The sequence below is a fragment of the Comamonas guangdongensis genome (assembly GCF_041079535.1).
Classification (GTDB): domain Bacteria; phylum Pseudomonadota; class Gammaproteobacteria; order Burkholderiales; family Burkholderiaceae_C; genus Comamonas; species Comamonas guangdongensis.
On record NZ_JBFYGN010000005.1, the window covers coordinates 1 to 20,994 of the forward strand.

Annotated in this window: 18 protein-coding genes; 8 read left to right on the plus strand and 10 right to left on the minus strand. The window is 63.2% G+C overall.

Annotation, left to right across the window (positions count from 1 at the left end; translation table 11 throughout):
- The first annotated feature begins 234 nt into the window (after window positions 1-234).
- The 4 genes from AB6724_RS05555 to AB6724_RS05570 all read left to right on the plus strand — a co-directional run bounded on the left by AB6724_RS05555 (window position 235) and on the right by AB6724_RS05570 (window position 5,017).
- On the plus strand, window positions 235-1,644 hold the full coding sequence (locus tag AB6724_RS05555; protein WP_369337510.1) for an aminotransferase-like domain-containing protein: 1,410 nt from the start codon (window positions 235-237) through the stop codon (window positions 1,642-1,644).
- Window positions 1,645-1,825: 181 nt separating this feature from the next.
- Window positions 1,826-2,962, plus strand: a complete 1,137-nt coding sequence (locus AB6724_RS05560; RefSeq protein WP_369337511.1) for an acyl-CoA dehydrogenase family protein — start codon at window positions 1,826-1,828, stop codon at window positions 2,960-2,962.
- Window positions 2,963-3,035: 73 nt separating this feature from the next.
- Window positions 3,036-3,740 carry a c-type cytochrome gene (locus AB6724_RS05565; protein ID WP_369337512.1) on the plus strand — a complete coding sequence of 235 codons (705 nt, stop codon included), beginning with the start codon at window positions 3,036-3,038 and terminating at the stop codon, window positions 3,738-3,740.
- On the plus strand, window positions 3,740-5,017 hold the full coding sequence (locus AB6724_RS05570) for a c-type cytochrome (RefSeq protein ID WP_369337513.1): 1,278 nt from the start codon (window positions 3,740-3,742) through the stop codon (window positions 5,015-5,017). The genes AB6724_RS05565 and AB6724_RS05570 overlap by 1 nt, the downstream gene beginning before the upstream one ends.
- 184 nt (window positions 5,018-5,201) lie before the next feature.
- Here the strand turns inward: AB6724_RS05570 and AB6724_RS05575 are convergent, their stop codons facing one another.
- The gene (locus tag AB6724_RS05575; RefSeq protein ID WP_369337514.1) at window positions 5,202-6,767 is read right to left on the minus strand and encodes an MFS transporter; all 1,566 of its coding nucleotides are present in this window, start codon (window positions 6,765-6,767) and stop codon (window positions 5,202-5,204) included.
- A gap of 134 nt (window positions 6,768-6,901) precedes the next feature.
- Between AB6724_RS05575 and AB6724_RS05580 the strand changes: the two genes are divergently transcribed.
- Window positions 6,902-7,846 carry a LysR family transcriptional regulator gene (locus AB6724_RS05580; protein WP_369337708.1) on the plus strand — a complete coding sequence of 315 codons (945 nt, stop codon included), beginning with the start codon at window positions 6,902-6,904 and terminating at the stop codon, window positions 7,844-7,846.
- 1,416 nt (window positions 7,847-9,262) lie between these two features.
- On the opposite strand, the gene AB6724_RS05585 is transcribed toward AB6724_RS05580, so the two are convergent.
- Window positions 9,263-9,412 carry a hypothetical protein gene (locus tag AB6724_RS05585; protein WP_369337515.1) on the minus strand — a complete coding sequence of 50 codons (150 nt, stop codon included), beginning with the start codon at window positions 9,410-9,412 and terminating at the stop codon, window positions 9,263-9,265.
- Window positions 9,413-9,487: 75 nt separating this feature from the next.
- On the opposite strand from AB6724_RS05585, the gene AB6724_RS05590 reads away from it, so the two are divergent.
- Entirely contained in the window at window positions 9,488-10,402 is a 915-nt protein-coding gene (locus AB6724_RS05590) for a lytic transglycosylase domain-containing protein (RefSeq protein ID WP_369337516.1), read from the plus strand.
- A 6-nt stretch (window positions 10,403-10,408) separates the two neighbouring features.
- Here the strand turns inward: AB6724_RS05590 and AB6724_RS05595 are convergent, their stop codons facing one another.
- The gene (locus AB6724_RS05595) at window positions 10,409-11,407 is read right to left on the minus strand and encodes a DNA-binding protein (protein WP_369337517.1); all 999 of its coding nucleotides are present in this window, start codon (window positions 11,405-11,407) and stop codon (window positions 10,409-10,411) included.
- A 503-nt stretch (window positions 11,408-11,910) separates the two neighbouring features.
- Between AB6724_RS05595 and AB6724_RS05600 the strand changes: the two genes are divergently transcribed.
- Window positions 11,911-13,017, plus strand: coding sequence for a site-specific integrase (locus AB6724_RS05600; RefSeq protein WP_369337518.1), 1,107 nt, complete (start codon window positions 11,911-11,913; stop codon window positions 13,015-13,017).
- 97 nt (window positions 13,018-13,114) lie between these two features.
- Here the strand turns inward: AB6724_RS05600 and eda are convergent, their stop codons facing one another.
- From eda to AB6724_RS05630, 6 genes are all read right to left on the minus strand, one after another.
- Window positions 13,115-13,750 (minus strand): bifunctional 4-hydroxy-2-oxoglutarate aldolase/2-dehydro-3-deoxy-phosphogluconate aldolase, encoded by a 636-nt coding sequence (eda, locus tag AB6724_RS05605; RefSeq protein ID WP_369337519.1) that lies wholly within the window; start codon window positions 13,748-13,750, stop codon window positions 13,115-13,117.
- A complete protein-coding gene (gene edd / locus AB6724_RS05610; protein WP_369337520.1) occupies window positions 13,741-15,582 on the minus strand; it encodes a phosphogluconate dehydratase in 1,842 nt (613 codons plus the stop codon). Before edd ends, eda begins: the two co-directional genes overlap by 10 nt.
- 154 nt (window positions 15,583-15,736) lie before the next feature.
- Entirely contained in the window at window positions 15,737-16,738 is a 1,002-nt protein-coding gene (locus AB6724_RS05615) for a TRAP transporter substrate-binding protein (RefSeq protein ID WP_369337521.1), read from the minus strand.
- Between the two features lie 118 nt (window positions 16,739-16,856).
- Entirely contained in the window at window positions 16,857-18,137 is a 1,281-nt protein-coding gene (locus AB6724_RS05620) for a TRAP transporter large permease (protein ID WP_369337522.1), read from the minus strand.
- A 24-nt stretch (window positions 18,138-18,161) separates the two neighbouring features.
- Window positions 18,162-18,671, minus strand: a complete 510-nt coding sequence (locus AB6724_RS05625) for a TRAP transporter small permease (RefSeq protein WP_369337523.1) — start codon at window positions 18,669-18,671, stop codon at window positions 18,162-18,164.
- A gap of 17 nt (window positions 18,672-18,688) precedes the next feature.
- Entirely contained in the window at window positions 18,689-19,273 is a 585-nt protein-coding gene (locus AB6724_RS05630; RefSeq protein ID WP_369337524.1) for a gluconokinase, read from the minus strand.
- Window positions 19,274-19,528: 255 nt separating this feature from the next.
- Here AB6724_RS05630 and gntR point away from each other — a divergent pair, with 255 nt between their 5' ends.
- Window positions 19,529-20,611, plus strand: a complete 1,083-nt coding sequence (gene gntR, locus AB6724_RS05635) for an HTH-type transcriptional regulator GntR (RefSeq protein WP_369337525.1) — start codon at window positions 19,529-19,531, stop codon at window positions 20,609-20,611.
- Window positions 20,612-20,692: 81 nt separating this feature from the next.
- On the opposite strand, the gene AB6724_RS05640 is transcribed toward gntR, so the two are convergent.
- Complete coding sequence (locus tag AB6724_RS05640; RefSeq protein ID WP_369337526.1) at window positions 20,693-20,986, minus strand: YciI family protein; 294 nt, start codon at window positions 20,984-20,986, stop codon at window positions 20,693-20,695.
- Window positions 20,987-20,994: the final 8 nt, after the last annotated feature.

Consider the following 20,994-nt stretch of genomic DNA (forward strand, 5'->3'; position numbering starts at 1 on the left):
GCCATGCAGGCGGATTGCCATAGTGCTTTCTCCTGTTCTGAGTTGAAGAATGCACCATGACTTCCTGGGACCGTACACTTAAGATGGCTATATGTCCGTTATGCTGAGTCACAGTACCGCCGAGCGGAGTTCACTGCGCTGGAGCTGAAATCCGGCCTCCAGGTCCCCAAGCCGGTTGCTGAAGGCCATGTGCGAGCAAACATTCTTGATTTACGACAGCGAAGGCGTGGGACGGTGAAGCGCTACGAACAATTGGCCGGCAATATCGCAGATTCCATTGCCAATGGAACGCTGCCTCCAGGCGCAAAGCTTCCATCGGTACGGCAGACCTGCGCCAGCCGCGGTGTCAACCCTTCCACCGTTTTCCAGGCCTACTATCTGCTCGAAGCCCGCGGCCTGGTTCAGGCTCGGCCACGCTCGGGCTACTACGTAGCTACTGGTGCGACCAGCGTACCCGAGCCCGACTATTCACGGCCGAGCGGGGAGCAACAGGACGTCGAAGTGTCGGAGCTCGTGTTCCAGGTACTGGCGCACATGCGCGATCGGGAGTTGGCACCGCTCGGTTCTGCGTTTCCTGATCCCTCGCTTTTCCCGCTCCAAAGACTGGCCATGGCTCAGAGCAAGGCCATGCGCAGGCTTGATCCATGGCGCACGGTTGAGCACCTGTCGCCTGGGTATCCGGAATTGCGCAGGCAGATCTCGTTGCGCTATCTGGCGACGGCTTTTGCCATCGACTCGACCGAATTGGTAGTCACGAATGGGGCCATGGAGGCCCTCAATCTAAGCCTGGAAGTGGTAACCCGGCCCGGAGACCTGGTGGCAGTGGAGTCTCCGACGTTCTATGGCGCGTTGCAGGCACTGGAGCGACTCAATTTGCGCGCGATCGAGGTACCAACCCATCCGCGCACAGGTGTGGACGTCGCAGCATTGGCCGCCATACTGGAGAGACATCCGGTGAAAGCATGCTGGTTCATGCCGAACTTTCAGAACCCTCTGGGTAGCCTGATGCCGGACGCATCTAAGGAATCACTGGTAAGACTGCTGGCCGAGCGCCAGATCCCATTGATCGAAGACGATGTGTACGGAGAGCTCTACTTCGGGATGCACAAGCCGCGACCCGCCAAGGCATGGGACACCCAAGGACTGGTACTGCACTGCAGCTCGTTCTCCAAGACACTGGCGCCAGGCTACCGCATTGGTTGGGTGGCTGGAGGCCGCTTCGCGCCGGCCATTGCTCGACGCAAATTGATGAGTTCGCTGACGGCTGCCGTGCCTTCGCAGGAGGCATTGTTGCTTTACCTGGAGCAAGGCGGTTATGACAGGCATCTGCGAAGCCTGAAGGGGCGGCTGCAAGGTAATCAGGCCGTTGCTTTGCGCTGCATCGCCAATCACTTTCCAGCGGGAACGCGTGCATCGCCACCCGAAGGAGGGTATTTCCTATGGATCGAGTTGCCGGCGAGCATCGATGCGCTGGAACTGCACCGCCTCGCGCTATCCCAGCGGGTCAGCAGCGCGCCAGGCCATCTGTTTTCTGCCGACCACCGGTTCAAGCACCATCTTCGCATCAACTTCGGGCAGGCGGATCCCTTGGAGCTGGAAGCGGCTCTCAAGCTATTGGGGCGACTTTCGGTCTCCCTGGTGTAGCGGTCTTCGCCCCCGGAAGTCGATTCCAGCGCAGCGCTGATATGGGCAAATCAGCGAAATCTGCTGCTTTCTTTCCAGGCGGCTTCCGGCCACAGTGGCACAACTCGGCGAGGCACGCGCTGCCTTGAACTCGCCATTCGTCACATCTGCAGCCCAATAGCTGCTTACATCGCGATACTCTATGCCCGGCCCTGCCACGACCTCATATCCGGAATTCAATCCCACCTCGAAAGCCCTCAAGGCGCAGAGCCGTCGAGCCTTCGCTGAGCCTGCCGACTGGCTGAAGGAACTGGCAGAGCCTCTGGATCAAGGGCCGCCAGCCACCGATTTACTGCAGAAATTTGCTTCTGAGGGACTGACAGGTATTGGCGTTCCGCAGGAGTTTGGAGGTGACGGCGGCTCCTGGGCCGACGCGGTCGAATCCATTGCCGAGCTGGCGGAGCAGTCGCTGACGGCTTCTTTTGTCCTCTGGAGCCACAGAACCTATATCGAATGTGTTGTCCGCAGTAACAACCCCGTCCTGCGCGCCAGGGAGCTCCCGACGCTACTGGCGGGAGAGTGGGCAGGGGCGGTTGGCATGTCCAATGCCATGAAGTTCGTCTGCGGGTTCGAGCCACTGGAGGTCATGGCCAAGCCGGCGGAGCAGGAAAGCGGGCTCGCGTGGCGCGTGAATGGCGTCCTCCCCTGGGTCACCAATCTTCGGGCAGGTGGCTTCAGCGTCGCAGCTGCGGCCCAACCCGCAGCACCCGGCCCGGTACCGGTATTTGCCTTTCGCTCCGATATGCCGGGCGTTTGCCGAGGCCAGGATCTTGCATTGATGGGCCTTCGGGGTAGCGACGTTGCCGAGATCCAGCTGGCTGAGGTCCCTGTTGGGGTCGAGAACAGACTGCATGACAACCTGACCGTCTGGCTGCCACAGGTGAGGCCCCAGTTCCTGGGATTTCAGTGCGGCATGTCCATAGGTCTGGCGAGGGCCAGCATTGCCGCGGCCCGCGAGCACGCAGGCCGCCGCGCCGTGCTTCAGTGGCCGCTGACCGAACTGCACCGAGACCTCGAAAGCGATGCAGGGAGGCTGCTCTCTGGCTTGCAGCGCGGCATATTCAGCAGCGACCCGGCGGCCTTGTTCCGTTTGAGGATCGCGCTCGCGCGTCATGTGCAGCAGGCCCTGTACCTTGAACTTCAGGCCTGGGGTGGCCAGGCCTATCTGGAAGGCAAGGCGCCCGGGTTTGCGCGGCGCTGGCGCGAGTCGGCGTTCATCCCGGTGATCACGCCAAGCCTCGCGCAACTCGAGATGCAACTGAGTCTGCTCAAGCAATGAGCATCTGATATGGTCTAAAGCGAAAAAACTGCCTCTTCCCGGTGCCAGGTTGGCACGCAATGATCAGCAGGTCATGCCCAGTCATACCCTTCGACTCATCGCTCTCCCGGTCGCGATTTTCTGCGCAGCGGGTTCGGCATTTGCGCAGCCGTCACAGCCAGACATGGAGCCGCGCGTGGCTGCATGTACCGCCTGTCACGGAAAAGAGGGGCGAGCCACCAAGTCTGGATATTTCCCGCGCCTGGCAGGCAAACCAGCGGGCTATCTTTTTGAGCAGTTGCGCAACTTTCGCGATGGACGTCGTCAGCAGATCTATATGAATGGACTGCTGGCGAATTTGTCAGACGCCTACCTGCGCGATATGGCCGAGTACTTCGCGGGTCTGGACTTTCCGTATCCACCGCCAGAACCGTCATCGGCCCCTGGAGAGCAGTTGGCCCGTGGCAAATCCCTCATATTCCACGGCGATCCGTCACGCGAAATCCCTGCTTGCGCGAGCTGTCATGGCGAGGCTCTGACCGGTGTCCAGCCTGGGATTCCCAGCCTGCTTGGCCTACCGCGCGTATATGTGGCGGCCCAGCTTGGGGCCTGGGTTGCGGGCCAGCGTCGCGCGATGGCTCCCGATTGCATGGCCGATGTGGGGCGCAAGCTCACGAGAGAGGATATCCACGCCGTGGTCAGCTGGCTGGAGGTGCAGCCCGTGCCGCAGGATAGCAGGCCGGCGCCATCCCCTCCGGGGAAGCTGCCTGCGCCCTGCAGCGCCATGGGGGGCCACTGATGAAGGCGAACCGCAGGCATATCTACGTGCTGCTGGCGTTTGCCACGGTGTTGGCGGTGCTCGCCGCGGTGGTGGTCATGCTCAATACGCTCGGCGAAGCGAGGATCGCCGATAGCGCCAAACCGCTCCCTGCTTCTCAGCAGTTGATTGAGCGTGGCCGTTATCTGGCACTGGCGGGCAACTGCGCGGGTTGCCACACGGAGCGCGGAGGCGCTGCATACGCAGGTGGACGGAGCATCAGCACGCCCTTTGGCATCATCTACACCAGCAACCTCACGCCCGACCCACGTGCTGGAATTGGCTTGTGGAGCGCTGATCACTTCTGGCGAGCCATGCACAACGGCCGCTCACGTGACGGGAGGCTGCTATATCCCGCGTTTCCCTATACGAGTTATACCCAGGTCACGCGGGAGGACTCGGATGCGATCTACGCCTGGCTGCAGACTTTGCCACCGGTTTCTCAGGGCAATAGGGCTCATGCCTTGGATTTCCCATACAACACGCAAGCAGCTCTGGCCGTATGGCGCGCGCTTTTTTTCCGCCCTGGCGCGTATGAGGCGCAGGCTCGGCGCTCGCCGGACTGGAACCGAGGTGCCTACCTTGTCGGAGGACTTGGCCATTGCATAGCGTGTCACGGATCGCGCAACGTCCTTGGGGCAACAAACAGCGGACGAGGCCTAGGTGGTGGTCCCATACCTGGCCAGAGCTGGTATGCGCCAGCGCTCGATGACCCGGCGGAGGCTGGCACATCGCATTGGCAGACCAGCGACATCGTCGCGCTGCTGAAAACAGGCATTACAGCTAGCGCAACGGTATCGGGCCCGATGGCCGATGTGGTCTATCAAAGCACTCAGTACCTCGACGATGCCGACTTGCATGCCATAGCCGTGTACCTCAAGGACCTGCCCGACCATGCCCAGGCCAGGCAGGAGGCAATACCGGTGCAAAGCGGCTCAGCCCTCATGCAGCGTGGCGACAAGGTCTATTCCAAGCAATGCGCCTCCTGCCACGGAGAGCAGGGCGAAGGGAAGGTTGGCATGTTTCCGGCCCTGGCCGGTAATCGCGCCGTCAAATTGGGCAATCCGGCCAATCTCATACAGATGGTTCTCTTTGGCGGATACGCGCCATCCACAAAAGGCAATCCGCGACCCTACGGCATGCCGCCATTCGGGCACGTGCTCACCGACGAAGACGTCTCCGCGGTACTGACCTATGTGCGTGGCAGCTGGGGAAACAATGCTCCGGAAGTCTCGCTGCTCCAAGTCGTGCGACGTTGACGTCTGTATACAGGCCTTCCAGCCGATGGATTAACCATGTCGGGAATCAGTATCACCAACGGCTGTTGATGATGCTGATTCTGTTTTATTGAATGCTGCGCCTCAGCCATCGTTGATTGGTGGCGCATTTCAAGCTCTGCTACAGCCCGGCGTTCTTGCCCGCGCCCTTTGGCCGCCGCAAGGTTCACCGGACCTTTCTGCCACCCGAAAAGAGAACAAAGCTGCCCAGTGCCAGCAGCCACACGGCGATGGCGGCATAGAGCATCACGCCGCCAAAGCTGTGTACCAGTGCCTCGCGGGCAATGTCTGCTAAAGCCTGTGCCGAAGTGGCGGCACCGGCGCCTGCCTGCAGGGCTTGCAGATTGCCAGAGGCAATGCCGTTGGCCATCTCGCGTAGCGATGCGGCATCGACGGGACCGCTCAACACAGCTTGCAGATGCTGCTGCACACCACGCACCAGCAGAAAGCCCATCATCGCGATATTGATCGACAGCGTGATCATGCGGGCGCTCATGTCTATGCCCGACGCCATGCCGGCGCGTGCGCTGGAGACCGAGCCCGTGGTGGTATTGGTCACCGGGGTGTTGGTGATGCCCAGCCCCGCGCCGGCAATCAGGCAGCCCGGCAGCACGTAAAGCCAGTGGATGTGGGCAAGCTGGCTGCCAGCGAGCATCAGAACGAATCCAAGTCCGATGGCGAACAGCCCCAGCGGAATGGCGATACGCGGACCATGGCGCATGGCGATGCGTTCACCAACCACCGGGAACACCAGCGTGGGAAGCGTGTAGGCCAGCAGCGAGACACCAGCGGCCGCGACATCCTGACCCAGCGCACTCTGAAAATAGATGGGCAGGTAGATGATGAATGCCCAGAAGCTGAAGTTCATGCCCATGGAGCCCAGCAGCGCGCCTGAGAAATTGCGCACCCGAAAGACGGAGAAGTCGAACATGGGATGCTGGACACGCAGTTCCACCCATAGAAAGGCTGCAAAACTCAGCAGACCTGCGGCGATGGCTGCCAGCGCTGGCATGCTGCCAAAACCGCTGTCGGAGCCTTGTGTCACAAAGAAGGCCAGGCCGAACACCGCGAGAGACAGCGTGACGATGCCCGCAAGGTCCAGCGTACCGGCCTCTGGGTCACGCGACTCCTGTACGGCGATGGCGGCCAGAAAGAAAGTCAGCGCGGCAATGACAACGTGTACCCAGAACACCCAGCGCCAGTCCGCCAGGGCGACGATCATGCCGCCGATCAGAGGGCCAAAGCCCAGGCCTATACCGAGCATGATTCCCCAGGTGCTGAAGGCTCGGCTGCGCTCGGTGCCTTGCGGGAACTGGTGCGAGAGGACGGACACCAGGCAAATCAGCATGGCGCCGCCGCTGGCGCCCTGAAATACGCGGCTGGCAATCAGCAAAGGCGTGTTCCATGCCAGGCCGCACAGCAGCGATGCAAGTGCGAACAGGGCTGTGGAGATCAGAAAGACCCGCTTGCGGCCAAATCGGTCCGCCAGTGTTCCGGTGGCCATGAGCACCGAGACGCAGGCGATGGTGTAGGCATTCATGATCCACTGAATGCCCTTGAAGTCGCTGTGCAGCACGGACTCCAGTGTGGGCAGGATTACCGGCACGCTTGAGATTTCAAGGCTGAACATCAGCGCGGCCAGACAGACCGACAGCAGCGCGATGCGGTTGCGCCGGGCCGGAGCCAGATTCAGGCGGCTTGTGTTCAATAGATCGATGTCATTCGAGGGCATGGTTGCACACTCCAGAAAAAGGGAAGCGGCGTTCTTGCGTAGAACGTTCAATGCGAGTCTATGGGAATAAAATTCCCGAATTCGAGCGATAAATTCCCGGTTTTGACGCCTGAAAGGAATCAATAGAGATGACTGTGCAAGACCCTCTGGAAGGTGTCTCCACCTTTGTACAAGTGGTGGAGGCCGGTGGTTTCGCCCCCGCCGCCGAGCGGCTTGGCGTGACGCGCTCTGCCGTGGGCAAGGCCGTGGCCAGGCTGGAGGCTCGTCTGGGGACGCGGCTTTTGCAGCGCAACACGCGCAGCCAGGCCCTGACCGAAGAGGGGCAGATCTACTACGAGCGCTGCACCCGTGCACTGAAGGAACTGGATGCCGCCGAGGCGGACCTGGACAGCGGCCGCATGGAGCCCAGCGGCCGCCTGCGGGTCAGCGTGCCCGAAGGCTTCGGGCAACTGTGCGTGGCCCCCATACTGCTGAATCTGACGCGTCTGTATCCGCAGCTGAACATCGATCTGTCGTTTGGCGACCGTACGGTGGACCTGATCGAGGAGGGCTTTGACCTGGCCATACGCATAGGTCCGCTGCATGACAGCGGCACCTTGTCCGCGCGTCTGCTGGGCACCCAGCACATCAGCATCGGAGCCTCCCCGGCCTATCTGGCGCGCCACGGCACGCCCAGGAGTCTGGAGGAGCTCGATGGCCATGCCGTCATAGGCTATTCGCGCTCGGGAGTCGTCGCACCGTGGAATGCTTTGCCTGCGGCTGGGCGAGGAGGCAACTCAGGCCACCGCCCGCAAGTGCTCTCCCAGATCAGCATGGACGATATCCAGGCCATTGCCGCAGCTGCCGTGGCGGGCTATGGCATTGCCTGGGTACCCTGCTGGCTGTTGAGCAGCTATGTCAAGCGTGGTGAGCTGGTACATATCCTGCCCGGTTACCGTGCCCGTTCCTACGAGATTCATGCCCTCTGGCCGCAGACACGGCAATTACGCCGCAAGCTGCGGGTGGCCATTGACGCACTGGTGGCCGAGATCCCGGCTTTGCTGAATGCCGATGATGATGCTGCGCCATTAGTTCGATGACGAGATCCGTTCCCATTCTTTGAATAGAAGACGCATTGAACGACGCTGCCCAGCAAGACCTGGTGACGGCCAATCATCAGCTGGTCAGCGTAAATGCTCCTGCTTGGTTTCACATCAAAGCAATGGCTCCAAAGATAATTTCTCCAAAGCCTAGATTCATCAAGCTTGATTAGCGAATTTGGGTCCGCTCACGCTTGCGTGCGCGGATTTTTGGTGGTGCGGAGTGCGCAGGGGAGGGTGTCGTGGGGCACTATGATCCAGGGAACTGGCAACGGGAAAATCCGTTCACTAGTGGACGTAATAAAATGAGCTTTTTTACAAAGCTCTTTCTCGCGATTGTCGTGCTTTTGGTAGGCACACTTGTATACAGATATCAGTCAGAGATATTGCGCTTTTTAGTTGGGCCTCCTCGGGCGGCTCCTCAACGACCTGCGTTTCGGCCGCCACCAGAGCCGGTGGCTGTTGCTCCGAAAGTCTTGGTACCTGAAAAGCCTCGCACCGAAGCCGCAGGCCAGATCTATCAGTGTGGGAATACCTACAGCACTACACCCTGCGAGGGTGGTAAGCAGATTGTGCAGCCAAGCGGCGGGCCAAGCTCGAGGGAGATTTATCTCTGCAAAGACTTTCAAGGCAGCCTTACATGGGAGAGCGTTCCTTGCTCAGCTAACGGGCGTTTTATAGATCGCATTGCGCGTGTTCCGACCAATGTCTCTTGGGAGGAGCAAGTGGCAATTGCGAGACAACAACGGGATAGGGCGCACGCAATTGCCGCTGAGCAAGTGGTCCCAGTCGCAACTCGTCCCACCGGGGGCAAAGCGAATGCTGGTGAGTGTCAAGCTCTAGATGAGCGTGTGAGTTGGCTGGATTCTTTGGGGCGAATTGGCGGTGGCGGTTACACCACGGATTGGATTCGTGACGAGCGTCGAAAAGCTCGCGACCGACAATTCAGGATTGGTTGTTAGCCAATTTGGAAAATTGGAGCGTTTGCGGGCGCGGTTTTATGGGCTGCAAGCTCCTTCTCCATGCTCAAGATTTGCTTGACAAGCCTATCGTTTTTGCGCCGGAGAGATTCGGCTCTTGCATAGTTCCCGGCTGCATGGTTATGAGCGACTGTATCGATGGTCGCGATACCCCAACGGGACTCCCAAAAAAGGGCTAAATGAACGGCGCGAGGAGCTTGTCCTTCGCGCCGATATTTCTTGATGGTTGAGGGCTTGAGGTCTAGCAGTCTGGCGAGCTGGTTGTCGTCGTAGCGAAGAACGTCAAGGATGTAGCAGAGTGAAGGCAAATGCGCAGGGTAAGGTGCCCTAAACATCACCGTCAATTCGGCATGCAACACCTTGGAGAGGTTGAGGCCAAAGGACGTACTGCTACAGCTATCATAGCACTAACGATTAAACATAATATACATCGTATCTAGTTAAACAGAAGCTCGGTATCCGGCGCCATGACCGCGATACCCGCCTCCAGCTTGCCCGTAGCTTCCGTGTCATGTACCGGAATCTGGCCATGGATCTGCACGCCTGCACGTAGTCGCGGCTGGTATTCCTTGAAATACTCCGCCATCGGCCAGCCATCAACGCAGGCCAATGTTCTTAAGTATTTGGAATCGGAACCATACCGTACTACAGTGGCAAATCCATGAAGACCAGAATCCTGCCGCTGCTCTCCCGGACTTCCGTCGCGATCATGCTGTGCACCGGCATGAAGCTGGTTTTCGCCCAGGGCGAGGATGGGCCGCCGAACTGGGATGACGAGCCTCCGGTGCTATCCCGCTGGATAGAGGAAGCTTATAGGGCCGAGCGGAGCCACCTGCCACGGCGGGCGGCGCAGCGCTATTGCGCGGCAGCGCGCTATGGCAGCCTCGAGGCGCAATACCGGCTGGGTCGCTTGCTATTGCTCGGGCGGGACGCGGTGGCGGACCCCGCCACCGCCACCACGCTGCTGGCCCTGGCGGCTCAAAGAGGTCACGAAAAGGCGCGGGTGCTGCTGGCAGGCAGGATGCCGGGTGACCGCCTGCCGGAGTGCCTGACCACGGGGGAAACCCCGGCGATGGAGCTCAAGGAGTCGGCCCAGGAAGTGGTTCCACACGAGGTGGTCGAGCGCTATGTCAGCGCCCTGCCTAAGGAAAAGCGGCGCATGGCGAAGTTGGTACAGCGTCTCGCCCCCCGGTTTGCCGTGGATCCACGGCTGGCACTGGCCTTTGTGCGCTCGGAATCGAACTTCGACGCCGGCGCGCTCTCACCTCGCAACGCGCAAGGCCTTATGCAGCTGATTCCCGAGACGGCCGAGCGCTTCGGTGTGCGCGATGTCTGGAGCCCGGAGCAGAACGCGCGCGGCGGCCTCGCCTATCTGCGCTGGCTGCTCAAACGATTCGAGGGCGATGTGGCCCTGACCTCGGCCGCATACAACGCGGGCGAAAAAGCCGTGGAGCAACACGGCGGCGTGCCCCCCTATCCCGAAACGCGCGAATACGTGCGGCGCATCCTCGGCTTCTACCGCGCCACACAGCACGAGCAGCCCAATCAATCCGAGCCGGCCGCCACCCGCCCCTAGGGCTTGTCAGCGCTGCGTGCGGCGATCGCGTACGCGCAACATGGATCGGCGTGCGGCCGACGGATTGGATTTGCGCGCACCCGCAGGAGACAAGGCCGCCGCTTCCTGCGTGCCGCTCCCCGCAGCCAGCCGCTGCTGGGCTTCCAGCAGGCTCTTGATATCGGCCGCACGTTCTTGCGCCAGGGCTGCGGCGTTCTGGGCCGCCTGCAGCTGAGTGTGCAGATTCAGGATCTCCTGCTCCGAGCGTTCAAGGCGCGTCTGCAGTTCCTGGTGCCTGGTTTCCGCTTTTCGTTCCTGATCCTGGGCAGACTTCTTGGCGTTGGCCAGCTCCTGGCGCGCGCGATCGACCTCGTTGAGCATATGGCGCTCGTTGCCCGCGTATTGCTCGGCCATTCTTTGACGCTCCAGCGCCGCGGCCTGAATCTCTTCGCCGTGCTTTTGCTGCAGCGCTTCTTTCTGCCTGGATGCCTGAGCCAGAGCTTCACGCAACTCTTCCATGCGGCCATCGCGGTCCTGCAGCTGTAGTTGCATCTCGTCGAGCCGGCGCGACAGATCCTGGGCCTGGCCCTGGGCTAGCTGCAGCGCCTGGTGCATGGCTTCCTTCTGGGCCTGCATCGTGGCTTCGCGCTGGGCCAATTGCTCCTTCTGGAGCAATTGCTCGGCTTCCGCAACCTGCAACGCGGCTTCGCGCTGGGCCAGGGCCGCAGTGGCGGACTGCTCGGCCTCTTCCTGGGCCGCACTCCATAGCTGCTGGGCCATGTGCAGCACGGGATCGGGCACCGACGCGGTGGCGGAGGGACTTTGCTCGCCGGCCACGCCCAGCCGCCTGCCCAGAGTCGCAAACCAGTTTTCCAGCATCGGGCTGACGGTATTGGGTGAGCCCCGCCCTATGTGCTGGCGCACTCTTTCGATGGTCGGGCGCAGGCCCTGAGCGATCAGGGCATCGGCCGCAGCCCAGACATCGGCTTCCTGGATGCCTCGGGACGTGGTTTTCGGCATATTCATGTGAACTATCTTTTTTACTGACGATAAGTGATTGTTATCGTGATTTATTTATTGATTATGTAATACATCAAACATAGCATGTATTAAATAATACATATGATGTTTTCATACAAATGGATTTGCTACATTACAGCCACTTTGGCATGAGGTGGCCGTCGGAAGTCCGGTTTTTTAGGGGGCAGGGCAAGAATTGGCGGGAACTCACAAGTGCAGCGCGAACTTGGTGCTTGCGCTTGGGATCTGTGCGATATCGATGCGGCCAAGCGGTGCTGGCCCTACCGCCTCCAAACACATGCTTGGCGCTTGGCGGGAACCTGTTGCCAGAGCCCGCGCATTCCTGCTTCCGTGCCGATTCGCACGCCTGCGCGATGGAGCGGATGGAGCCAACGGCATGACGCATGGCGACAAATGGGCCATGTCTGCCCGCCACGCGCATGGGCCTGAATTGCCTACACCGGCCCAGATGAGGAGATATGCGGAGTTGGAGCGGCGACAATCACGCCATGCCTTCCGATCAGCTACTGCCCTCTTCCCTGAGCGGCGACGTCGATACCGCCTTGCCGCTGCGCAGCCTCGCCTCCTCGCTGCCTTCCTCGGCCAAGGAAGCCATACGGGAGCTGATGCGCGAAGGCGAATCCAGCCATACCCGATCCAGCTACCAGAGCGCGATGCGCTACTGGGCGGCCTGGCATGTGCTGCGCTATGGCCAGGCCATGCAACTGCCCCTGCCGGTGCCGACGGTGCTGCAGTTCATCGTCGACCATGCCCAGCGCCAGAGTGCCAATGGGCTCACCCATGAAATGCCCGAAGAAATAGACCAGGCCCTGGTCGAGGCCGGCTACAAGGGCAAAAAAGGCCCGCCGGCGCACAACACCCTGGTGCACCGCATTGCCGTGCTGTCCAAGGCGCACCAGGTCCATGGCCTGGTCAACCCCTGCCAGGATGGAGCGGTGCGGGAGCTGATGTCGCGTACCCGCAAGGCCTATGCGCGCCGCGGCGAGCAGGCGCAGAAAAAGGATGCCTTGACCCGGGATGTGCTGGAACAGCTGCTGGCCACCTGCGACCACAGCCTACGCGGGCTGCGCGACAGAGCCTTGCTGCTGTTTGCCTGGAGCAGTGGCGGGCGCCGCCGCTCCGAGGTGACGGGTGCCGACATGCGCTATCTGCGTGCCGTCGGGCCCAACGATTTCATCTACACGCTGGCGCATTCCAAGACCAACCAGTCGGGCCTGGATGCACCGGAGAACCACAAGCCCGTCACCGGTCGCGCCGCTGCGGCCCTGAGCGCCTGGCTGGCCGCCGCACAGATCCACGAGGGGCCGATTTTTCGGCGCATACGCAAGGGCGGCCATGTGGCCGAGCCGCTGACTCCCGCGGCCGTGCGCAATATCGTGCAGCAGCGCTGCGCCCTGGCCGGCGTGGACGGCGATTTTTCGGCGCATTCGCTGCGCTCGGGCTTTGTGACCGAGGCCGGCCGCCAGAACGTGCCGCTGCCCGACACCATGGCGCTGACCGGCCACCACAGCGTCAATACCGTCATGGGCTATTACCGCGCCGACACGGCCTTGCAAAACCGCGCTGCCCGTCTGCTCGACGAACCCGAGCCTTGAATTCGATAGCTGCCAGCGCTGATCTATCCATGATTTCAGGCATATCTCTGCCTGAAAGCATTGATTGATTGGCGTCAGCAGCTATCAATGCATAGGCTCAACCACGCAGTGCCACAGCCTCGCGGGCCAGGGCCGTGATATGTGCCCAGTCGCCGTGCTCCAGTGCGTGCGTAGGCACCAGCCAGGATCCGCCCACGCAGACCACATTCTTGAGCGACAGGAAATCGGCGGCATTCGCCGGCGAGATGCCTCCCGTGGGACAGAAGCGCAGGTCGCCGAACGGCCCCTGCCAGGCCTTGAGCATGGCCGGGCCGCCGGCCTGCATGGCGGGAAAGAACTTGAGTTCGTTGAAGCCGTCGGCCTGAGCGGCCATGATCTCGCTGCTGGTGGCCACGCCTGGCAGCAGGGGCAGCCGCAGATCCCGGCAGGCCTGACCCAGGGCCTGGGTATAGCCGGGGCTGACGGCAAAACGCGCGCCCGCGGCTTGTGCGGCCCAGGCATCGGCGGCATTGCGCACCGTGCCAGCGCCGACGATGGCTTCGGGCACGGACTTGGCGATGGCGGCGATGCAATCCAGGCCCTGGGGCGTGCGCAGCGTCACCTCCAGCACGCGGATGCCGCCGGCAACCAGGGCCTCGGCCATGGGCACGGCGTGCTCCACCTTGTTGAGCACGATGACCGGGATCACCGGCGCATCCTGCATGATGGCCAAAGCCGTGAGTTCTACAGCCATGTGCAGGCCCCCTCTTCCGCGCTGAGCGCATGGCGCCGGAATCCGGCAAACAGTTCGCGTCCAAAGCCCTGGCCGTTGGCCAGCCGCAGCGCCTGCGGCATGGTGGCTGCTGGGCGCTGGCTCCATTCGTCTTCGTCGACCAGCACGGCCAGCGTGCCGCTGGTCGCATCCAGCCGCACCAGGTCGCCGTCCTGCACCCTGGCCAGCGGACCGCCCGCACTAGCCTCGGGCGAGACATGGATGGCCGCGGGCACCTTGCCGGAGGCGCCGCTCATGCGTCCGTCCGTCACCAGCGCCACCTTATAGCCCCTGCCCTGCAGCACGGCCAGCGGCGGCGTGAGCTTGTGCAGCTCGGGCATGCCGTTGGCGCGCGGGCCCTGCCAGCGCACCACGCAGACCACGCCGCCTGAGGCGTTTTCCTCGCATAGGCGATCGAGCTCGCCGGCCTTGAAGGCCTGTTGCAGCGCTTCCTGCGAGTCGAAGACGCGCGCCGGCGCCTCGATCACATGGCGGTCCTCGGGCACGGCGCTGACCTTGATCACGCTGCGACCCAGGTTGCCGGCCAGCAGCTTGAGGCCGCCCGTGGAGCTGAACGGCGCATCGGCCGGGCGCAGCACTGACAGATCGCCGGACTCGCCCGCGTCCTGCCAGACCAGTTGGCCGGCTTCCACGCGCGGAATGCGGGCGAAGGCCTGCGGCCCCTCATTACGCACGGTGAGCACATCGCCATGCATGAGCCCGGCTTTCAGCAGCTCGGCGATCACATAGCCGGGGCCGCCTGCGGCCTGGAACTGGTTCACATCGGCACTGCCGTTGGGATAGACGCGCGCCAGCAGCGGCACCACGCCCGAGAGTTCGGAAAAATCGTTCCAGTCGATGACGATGCCGGCCGCGCGCGCCACAGCCACCCAATGGATCAAGTGGTTGGTGGAGCCGCCCGTGGCCAGCAGGGCCACCATGGCGTTGACGATGCAGCGCTCGTCCACCACGCGGCCTATCGGTGCGAAGCGCTGGCCTTTGGTGATCTCCAGCACCGTGCGCATGGCCTCGCGCGTGAGCAGCTCGCGCTCGGCATCGCCGGGGTTGATGAAGGCCGTGCCCGGCACATGCAGGCCCATGGCCTCCAGCAGCATCTGGTTGCTGTTGGCCGTGCCGTAGAAGGTGCAAGTGCCTTCGCCATGGTAGGCGGCGGACTCGGCGGCCAGCAGTTCCTGGCGACCCACCAGGCCCTGGGCCGCCTGCTCGCGCACCTTGGCCTTGTCGTTGTTGGACACGCCCGAAGTCATGGGGCCGGCCGGCACGAAGACCATGGGCAGGTGGCCGAAATGCAGGGCGCCAATCAACAGGCCCGGCACGATCTTGTCGCACACGCCCAGCAGCAGCGCCGCATCGAACATATCGTGCGACAGCGCAATCGCCGTGCCCTGGGCAATGGCGTCGCGGCTGAACAGCGACAGCTCCATGCCCGGTGCGCCCTGGGTCACGCCGTCGCACATGGCCGGCACGCCGCCGGCTACCTGGGCCGTGGCGCCCTGCCTGCGGGCTTCGTCTTTGAGGATGTCTGGATAGCGCGCCAGCGGCGCATGGGCCGAAAGCACGTCGTTATAGGCCGTGACGATGGCCACGTTGGGCGCCTTTTGCTCGACGATGCGGATGCGGTCCGCGCCCGGCAGGCCGGCGAAGGCGTGGGCCACGTTGGCGCAGCCCATGGACTGGGCGCCGGGCGGGCGCGCAGCCATGGCGTCCACCTGCTCCAGATAGGCGCTGCGCGTGGCGCTGCTGCGTTCGCGGATGCGGCGCGTGACCGCTTCAACAATGGGATGGAGTTTCATATCCGTTATTCATAGTGCAAGCGCAGCGCACGCAACTGGCGCGGTCCAACTCAGAGACACCGCGCAAGGGCCGCCCCGCCGCGCCGGTGTCGTCCCCCTCCCGCGTAGCGAGAGAGGGGGAAGGCGCGGTAGCGCCTCAGGGGGGTGTTGCGCATCAGCGCAGCTTTTTCAGTTCATCCTGGGTCTGCTTCCACAGGTCCTGGCCCACGCCGCTGGCCACCGAGGCGTGCACGCTGGTCAGCTTGGCGCGCATGCGGTCGGCTTCGGCTGCGGACAGCTCGTTGACCACCATACCCTTTTGCTTGAGGTCGGCCAGGGCCTTGGCGGCTTCGGCGCGGGTGTCCTGGCGCTCGAACTCGCGGCTCTTTTTGGCCGCGTCCATCAGCGCCTTCTGCTCGTCCTTGGACAGGCCGTCCCACCACTTCTTGCTCACGGTGAGAATCCAGGGGCTGTAGACGTGGTTGGTCACCGTCAGGTACTTCTGCACCTCATAGAACTTGCTGGACAGAACGGTGTTGTAGGGGTTCTCCTGGCCGTCCACAGCCTTGGTTTCCAGCGCGGTGAACAGTTCCGAGAACGGCAGCGGCACGGCATTGGCGCCCAGGGCCTTGAAGCTGTCGAGGAAGACATTGTTCTGCATCACGCGCAGCTTGATGCCGTTCATGTCCTCCAGCCTAGCCACGGGGTGCTTGTTGTTGGTCAGGTTGCGGAAGCCGTTTTCCCAGTAGACCAGGCCCACCATGCCCTTGGGCTCCAGCGTGGCCTTGATGCGCTCGCCCACGGAGCCGTCCAGCAGCGCATCGGCCTCCTTGGCGTTGTTGATCAGGAACGGGGTATCCCACAGCGCCATCTGGGGCGCGATGCCGACCAGCGTGGCCGTGGAGCCCACCATCATCTCCTGGGCACCGCCGATCAGCGCCTGCTGCATCTGCGTGTCCGAGCCCAGCGAGGCATTGCCGATGGCCCGCACCTTCATCTTGCCGCCCGTGGCCTTCTCCACCTCCTTGGCGAAGAAGCGTGCGGCACGGCCCTGGTTGGAGTCGTCCACCAGGCCATAGCCGAAGCGCACGATGCGCGGCTTGAAATCCTGGGCCTGCACCGCGCCTGCGGCTACGAGGGCGGCCAGCGCGCCGGCCAGAGCAAATTTGAGTCGCATACCTATCTCCTTGGTTTATTTAGAGGGCAAACAGTGGGCAAAGCGCCCCGGGAAACATCGGTCTTTTGGCAGCTGCTGCTCGTCCGGAAAGCGGCTGCTGCTATGGGTATGGAAGCGATCAGTGCATCCACTGGAGCGGGCCGGTCACGATCTGCGGGAACAGCACCAGCAGCACGGCCAGCAGCACATAGGCCATCAGAAAGGGGTTGGTGCCCTTGATCACCGTTTCCATGCGCAGCCGGCCCACGCCGGCCACCACGTTCTGCACCGTACCCACGGGCGGGGTGATCAGGCCGATACAGCCCACATAGATGAACATGAAGCCGAAATACACGGGATCGATGCCGGCCTTGACGGCCAGCGGCGCGCACACGGGGCCGAAGATCAGAATCGTCGGCGTCAGGTCCATGGCCGTACCCACGACGAGCAGGAACAGCATCATCAGCGCCATGAAGGCCGTGGGATGGCCGAGCACGCCCGAGAAGGTGTCGGCCAGCATATTCGGCAGGTCGGCCAGCGTGATCATGTAGGCCGTCACCGTGGCCGCGCCACACAGGAACATGACCACGGCCGTGGTCTTGGCCGCGGCCAGGAACACTTCGTAGAGCCTGGCCCAGCTCATCTCGCGGTAGATCACCATGGAGACGAACAGCGCGTAGACGGCGGCCACCACAGCGGCCTCGGTGGGCGTGAACACTCCGCCCTTGAGGCCGCCCAGGATGATGACCGGCATCATCATGGCCCAGAAGCTCTTGGCCAAGGCCTTGAGGCGCTCGCCCCAGCTCACGCGCCGCCCCTGAGACAGCTGGTACTGGCGCGCAATCCACCACCAGGCAAAGACCAGGAACACGCCCATGATGAGCCCGGGCACCACGCCCGACAGGAACAGCTTGCTGATCGAGGTATTGGTCGTCACGCCGTAGATCACGAACGGCATGGACGGCGGGATGATGGGTGCGATGATGCCGCCCGAAGCCAGCAGGCCCGCGCTGTAGCTGTCCGGGTACTTGTGGTCGCGCATCATGGGCAGCAGGATGGTGGCCAGGGCCGCGGTATCGGCGATGGCCGAGCCGCTCATGGACGCCAGCAGCACGGCCGCGCCGATGGCCACATAGCCCAGTCCGCCGCGGATATGGCCCACGAAGGCACTGGCCAGATCGATGATGCGGCGCGACAGGCCACCGGCATTCATCAGCTCGCCGGCCAGGATGAAGAACGGCACGGCCAGCAGCGGGAAGTTGTCGAAGCCCGCCTGCAGGTTCTGGGCCAGCAGCTGGGAGTCGAAGAAGTCCAGGTGCCACATCAGCGCCACACCGGTCAGCACCAGCGCCTGGGCGATGGGCATACCGATCACCATGCCGCCTATCAGCACGAACAGAAAAATAAAGGTCACGACCATGGTGGCTTGTCCCTCTCCAATGCCTTATTCGATATCCAGAGCGCTTGCATCGCGCTCCACGGGCGAGCCGCGGCGCATGTCGCGCGCGGCCACCACCAGCAGACCCACGGCCAGCACCAGCGTGGCGGCGGCCCCCAGGGCCAGCGGGTAGCCGAGCACCGTGCTGTAGCTGGACAGCCCGGCCTGCACCTGGGCCCAGGAGCCCCACAGCAGCAGCAGCATGCAGAGCACCACCAGCAGCTGAGACACCCAGAACAGCACTTTTCGCCCCATGGGGCCCACGCGCGAGGTCACGAGGTCAAAGCCCAGGTGGCTGCCCTCGAAGGCCGCGACGATGGCGCCTACGGCCACCAGCCAGACGAACAGCAGGCGCGAGATTTCCTCGTACGAGACGATGCTGGTGTTGAACACATAGCGCAGCACCACGTTGACGAACACGGCGACGACCATGCCGGCCAGGGCCAGCACCATCAGCGCCTCGGCCATGCGCTGCAGACGTGGCTTGGAAGTGGCGGGAGTTTTTTCCGAACTCATGTTGAACCTCCTGATGCTCAGGATTGGGAAGAAGAAAGAGAGGCGGCCGCCTCGCCTGGCAGGCCGGCCAGCCAGGCCGTGACGCGCTCCACGATGTGCGCCAGCGGCAGCGTGGCGTCCAGGCCCAGCACGCGGGGCTCGCCGTCGGGGCGCTCCAGCGTGGCGAACTGGTTGGCCACCAGCTCGGGCGAGAAGAAATGTCCGGCGCGCTCCTGCACGCGCTGCAGCGCCGTGTCGTAGTCGAGATCGAGAAACACAAAGCCCACGCTGCCTTCCGCAGCGTCCTGGCCGGCGCGCAACTGGTCGCGGTACTTGCGCTTGAGGGCCGAGCAGGTCAGCACCACGCCTGTGGCCGCTTCGGCCCTGGCGGCATCGGCCAGCAGCCGGGCCAGACGCGCCAGCCAGTCGGCCCGGTCCTCGTCGGTCAGCGGCACGCCCGAGCGCATCTTGGCGATGCTGGCCTCGGAGTGATAGGCATCCCCCTCGTGCAAGGCCCAGCCCAGCGAGGCCGCGAGCTGCTGGGCCACGCTGGATTTGCCGCAGCCCGATACGCCCATGACGATCAGCGTCTGCGGCGGCGTTGTTTGGTTAGCGCTATCCATAACCTTGAAAAAAGAGGCAGCGAACACGGTCCGTGCTGCTACCTGGTTGAAAACAGGGCCCATGCGCTTGGCTCATGGGCTGGCGACTGCTGGGCTCTTCTTTCCGGAAGCCTGACACTCTAGAAAAAGAAGCGCTGCCCGGTTTGGCTGCACTGAATGGGGGTTACCCTCTCACTGCGTCACAAAGCTGCGGCAATCGCTTGGTTAGCGCTATCATAACTGTGCTTCCCTACCTCAAAAGACTAGGACAATCCCTTGGACAGCAACGCCTCGCCACCCTCTTCACCCCGCTCCGCGGCCCGCGGTCGCTCGCCCCGTGCCAGCGGCCGCGTCACGCTCAGCGATGTGGCGCAGGCGGTGGGCGTGAGTGCCATGACGGTGTCGCGCGCACTACGCGGCGAGCGGCGCGTGGACCCGCTGCTGGTGGAGAAGATCCACGCCGCAGCCGAGCGCATGGGCTATGTGCCCGACCCAGCGGCCCGTGCCCTGGCCTCGCAGAAAAGCACCCAGGTGCTGGTGCTGGTGCCGCTGCTGTCCAACACCTTGTTTGTGGATCTGATCGAATCCATCCACAAGGTGCTGTTTGCAGCCGGCTACCACGCGCTGATCGGCGTGACCCACTATGACCGTGCCGAAGAGGAGCAGCTGCTGCGCACCTATCTGCCGCTGCGGCCCGCGGGCCTGCTGCTCACGGGCTTCGACCACAGCCCGGCGGCCCGGAAATTGCTGGCCGACAGCGGGATTCCCTGCGTGCACATGATGGAACTCAGCGCCGTGGATCAGCCATCCCAGCTTGCAGATCAAACGCCCTGCGTGGGGTTTTCGCAGGCCGAGGCCGGTGTCGCCATCACGCGCCACCTGCTCGAGCGCGGCCGCCGGCGCATTGCCTTCTGCGCGGGCCAGCTCGATGCGCGCGTGATGCAACGTGCGGCCGGCTGGCGCACCGTGCTGGAGCAACAAGGCCTGTACGACCCGGCACTCGAGCTGCTCTGGCCCCGGCCCACCTCGATGGCCCTGGGCGCCGAGCTGCTGACGCAGGCGCTGCAGCGCGACCCGGCCATAGACGCGCTGTTCTTCTGCAACGACGACATCGCCCAGGGCGCGCTGCTCGAAGCGCTGCGCCGCGGCATCCCCGTGCCCGAGCGCCTGGCCATCACGGGCTTCAACGATCTGCCCGGCAGCGACCAGATGCTGCCGCCGCTGACCACCGTGCGCACACCGCGCGGTGCTATCGGCGCCGAATCCGCGCAGATGCTGCTGCAGCTGATACGCGGCGAGCTCGTGGCCACGCCGCGGCTGGACCTGGGCTATGAACTCGTGGTCCGGCAAAGCAGCTAGGCGATACCGCAAGACTCATGGCGTCTTGCGCCTTGCCGCCAGGCGCTGGCAGCCAGTGCGGCTCGAAATGCCGGCGCTGCCTTAAAGCAGGACCTGGCGCCCGGGAAAGGCCTTGCCCCAGGTTCTGAGCTCATAGTTGCGCGCACCGTGGATGAAGTACGGGTCCTGCTCGATCAGCTCCACGGCCCGCTCACGGCTCGCCACTTCAAAGACCCAGAGCCCGCCCATGTAGTCGCCTTCCGGCTGCAGGCGGCAGCCGCCGGCCAGCACGATTTCATCGCGGTAGCGGTCCAGAAAGGCAAAATGCGCGGTCTCGAATCGCGCACGCACCTCCAGCATCTTCGACGTGTCGGTAAAGATGGCGATCCAGCGCATGGATTGAT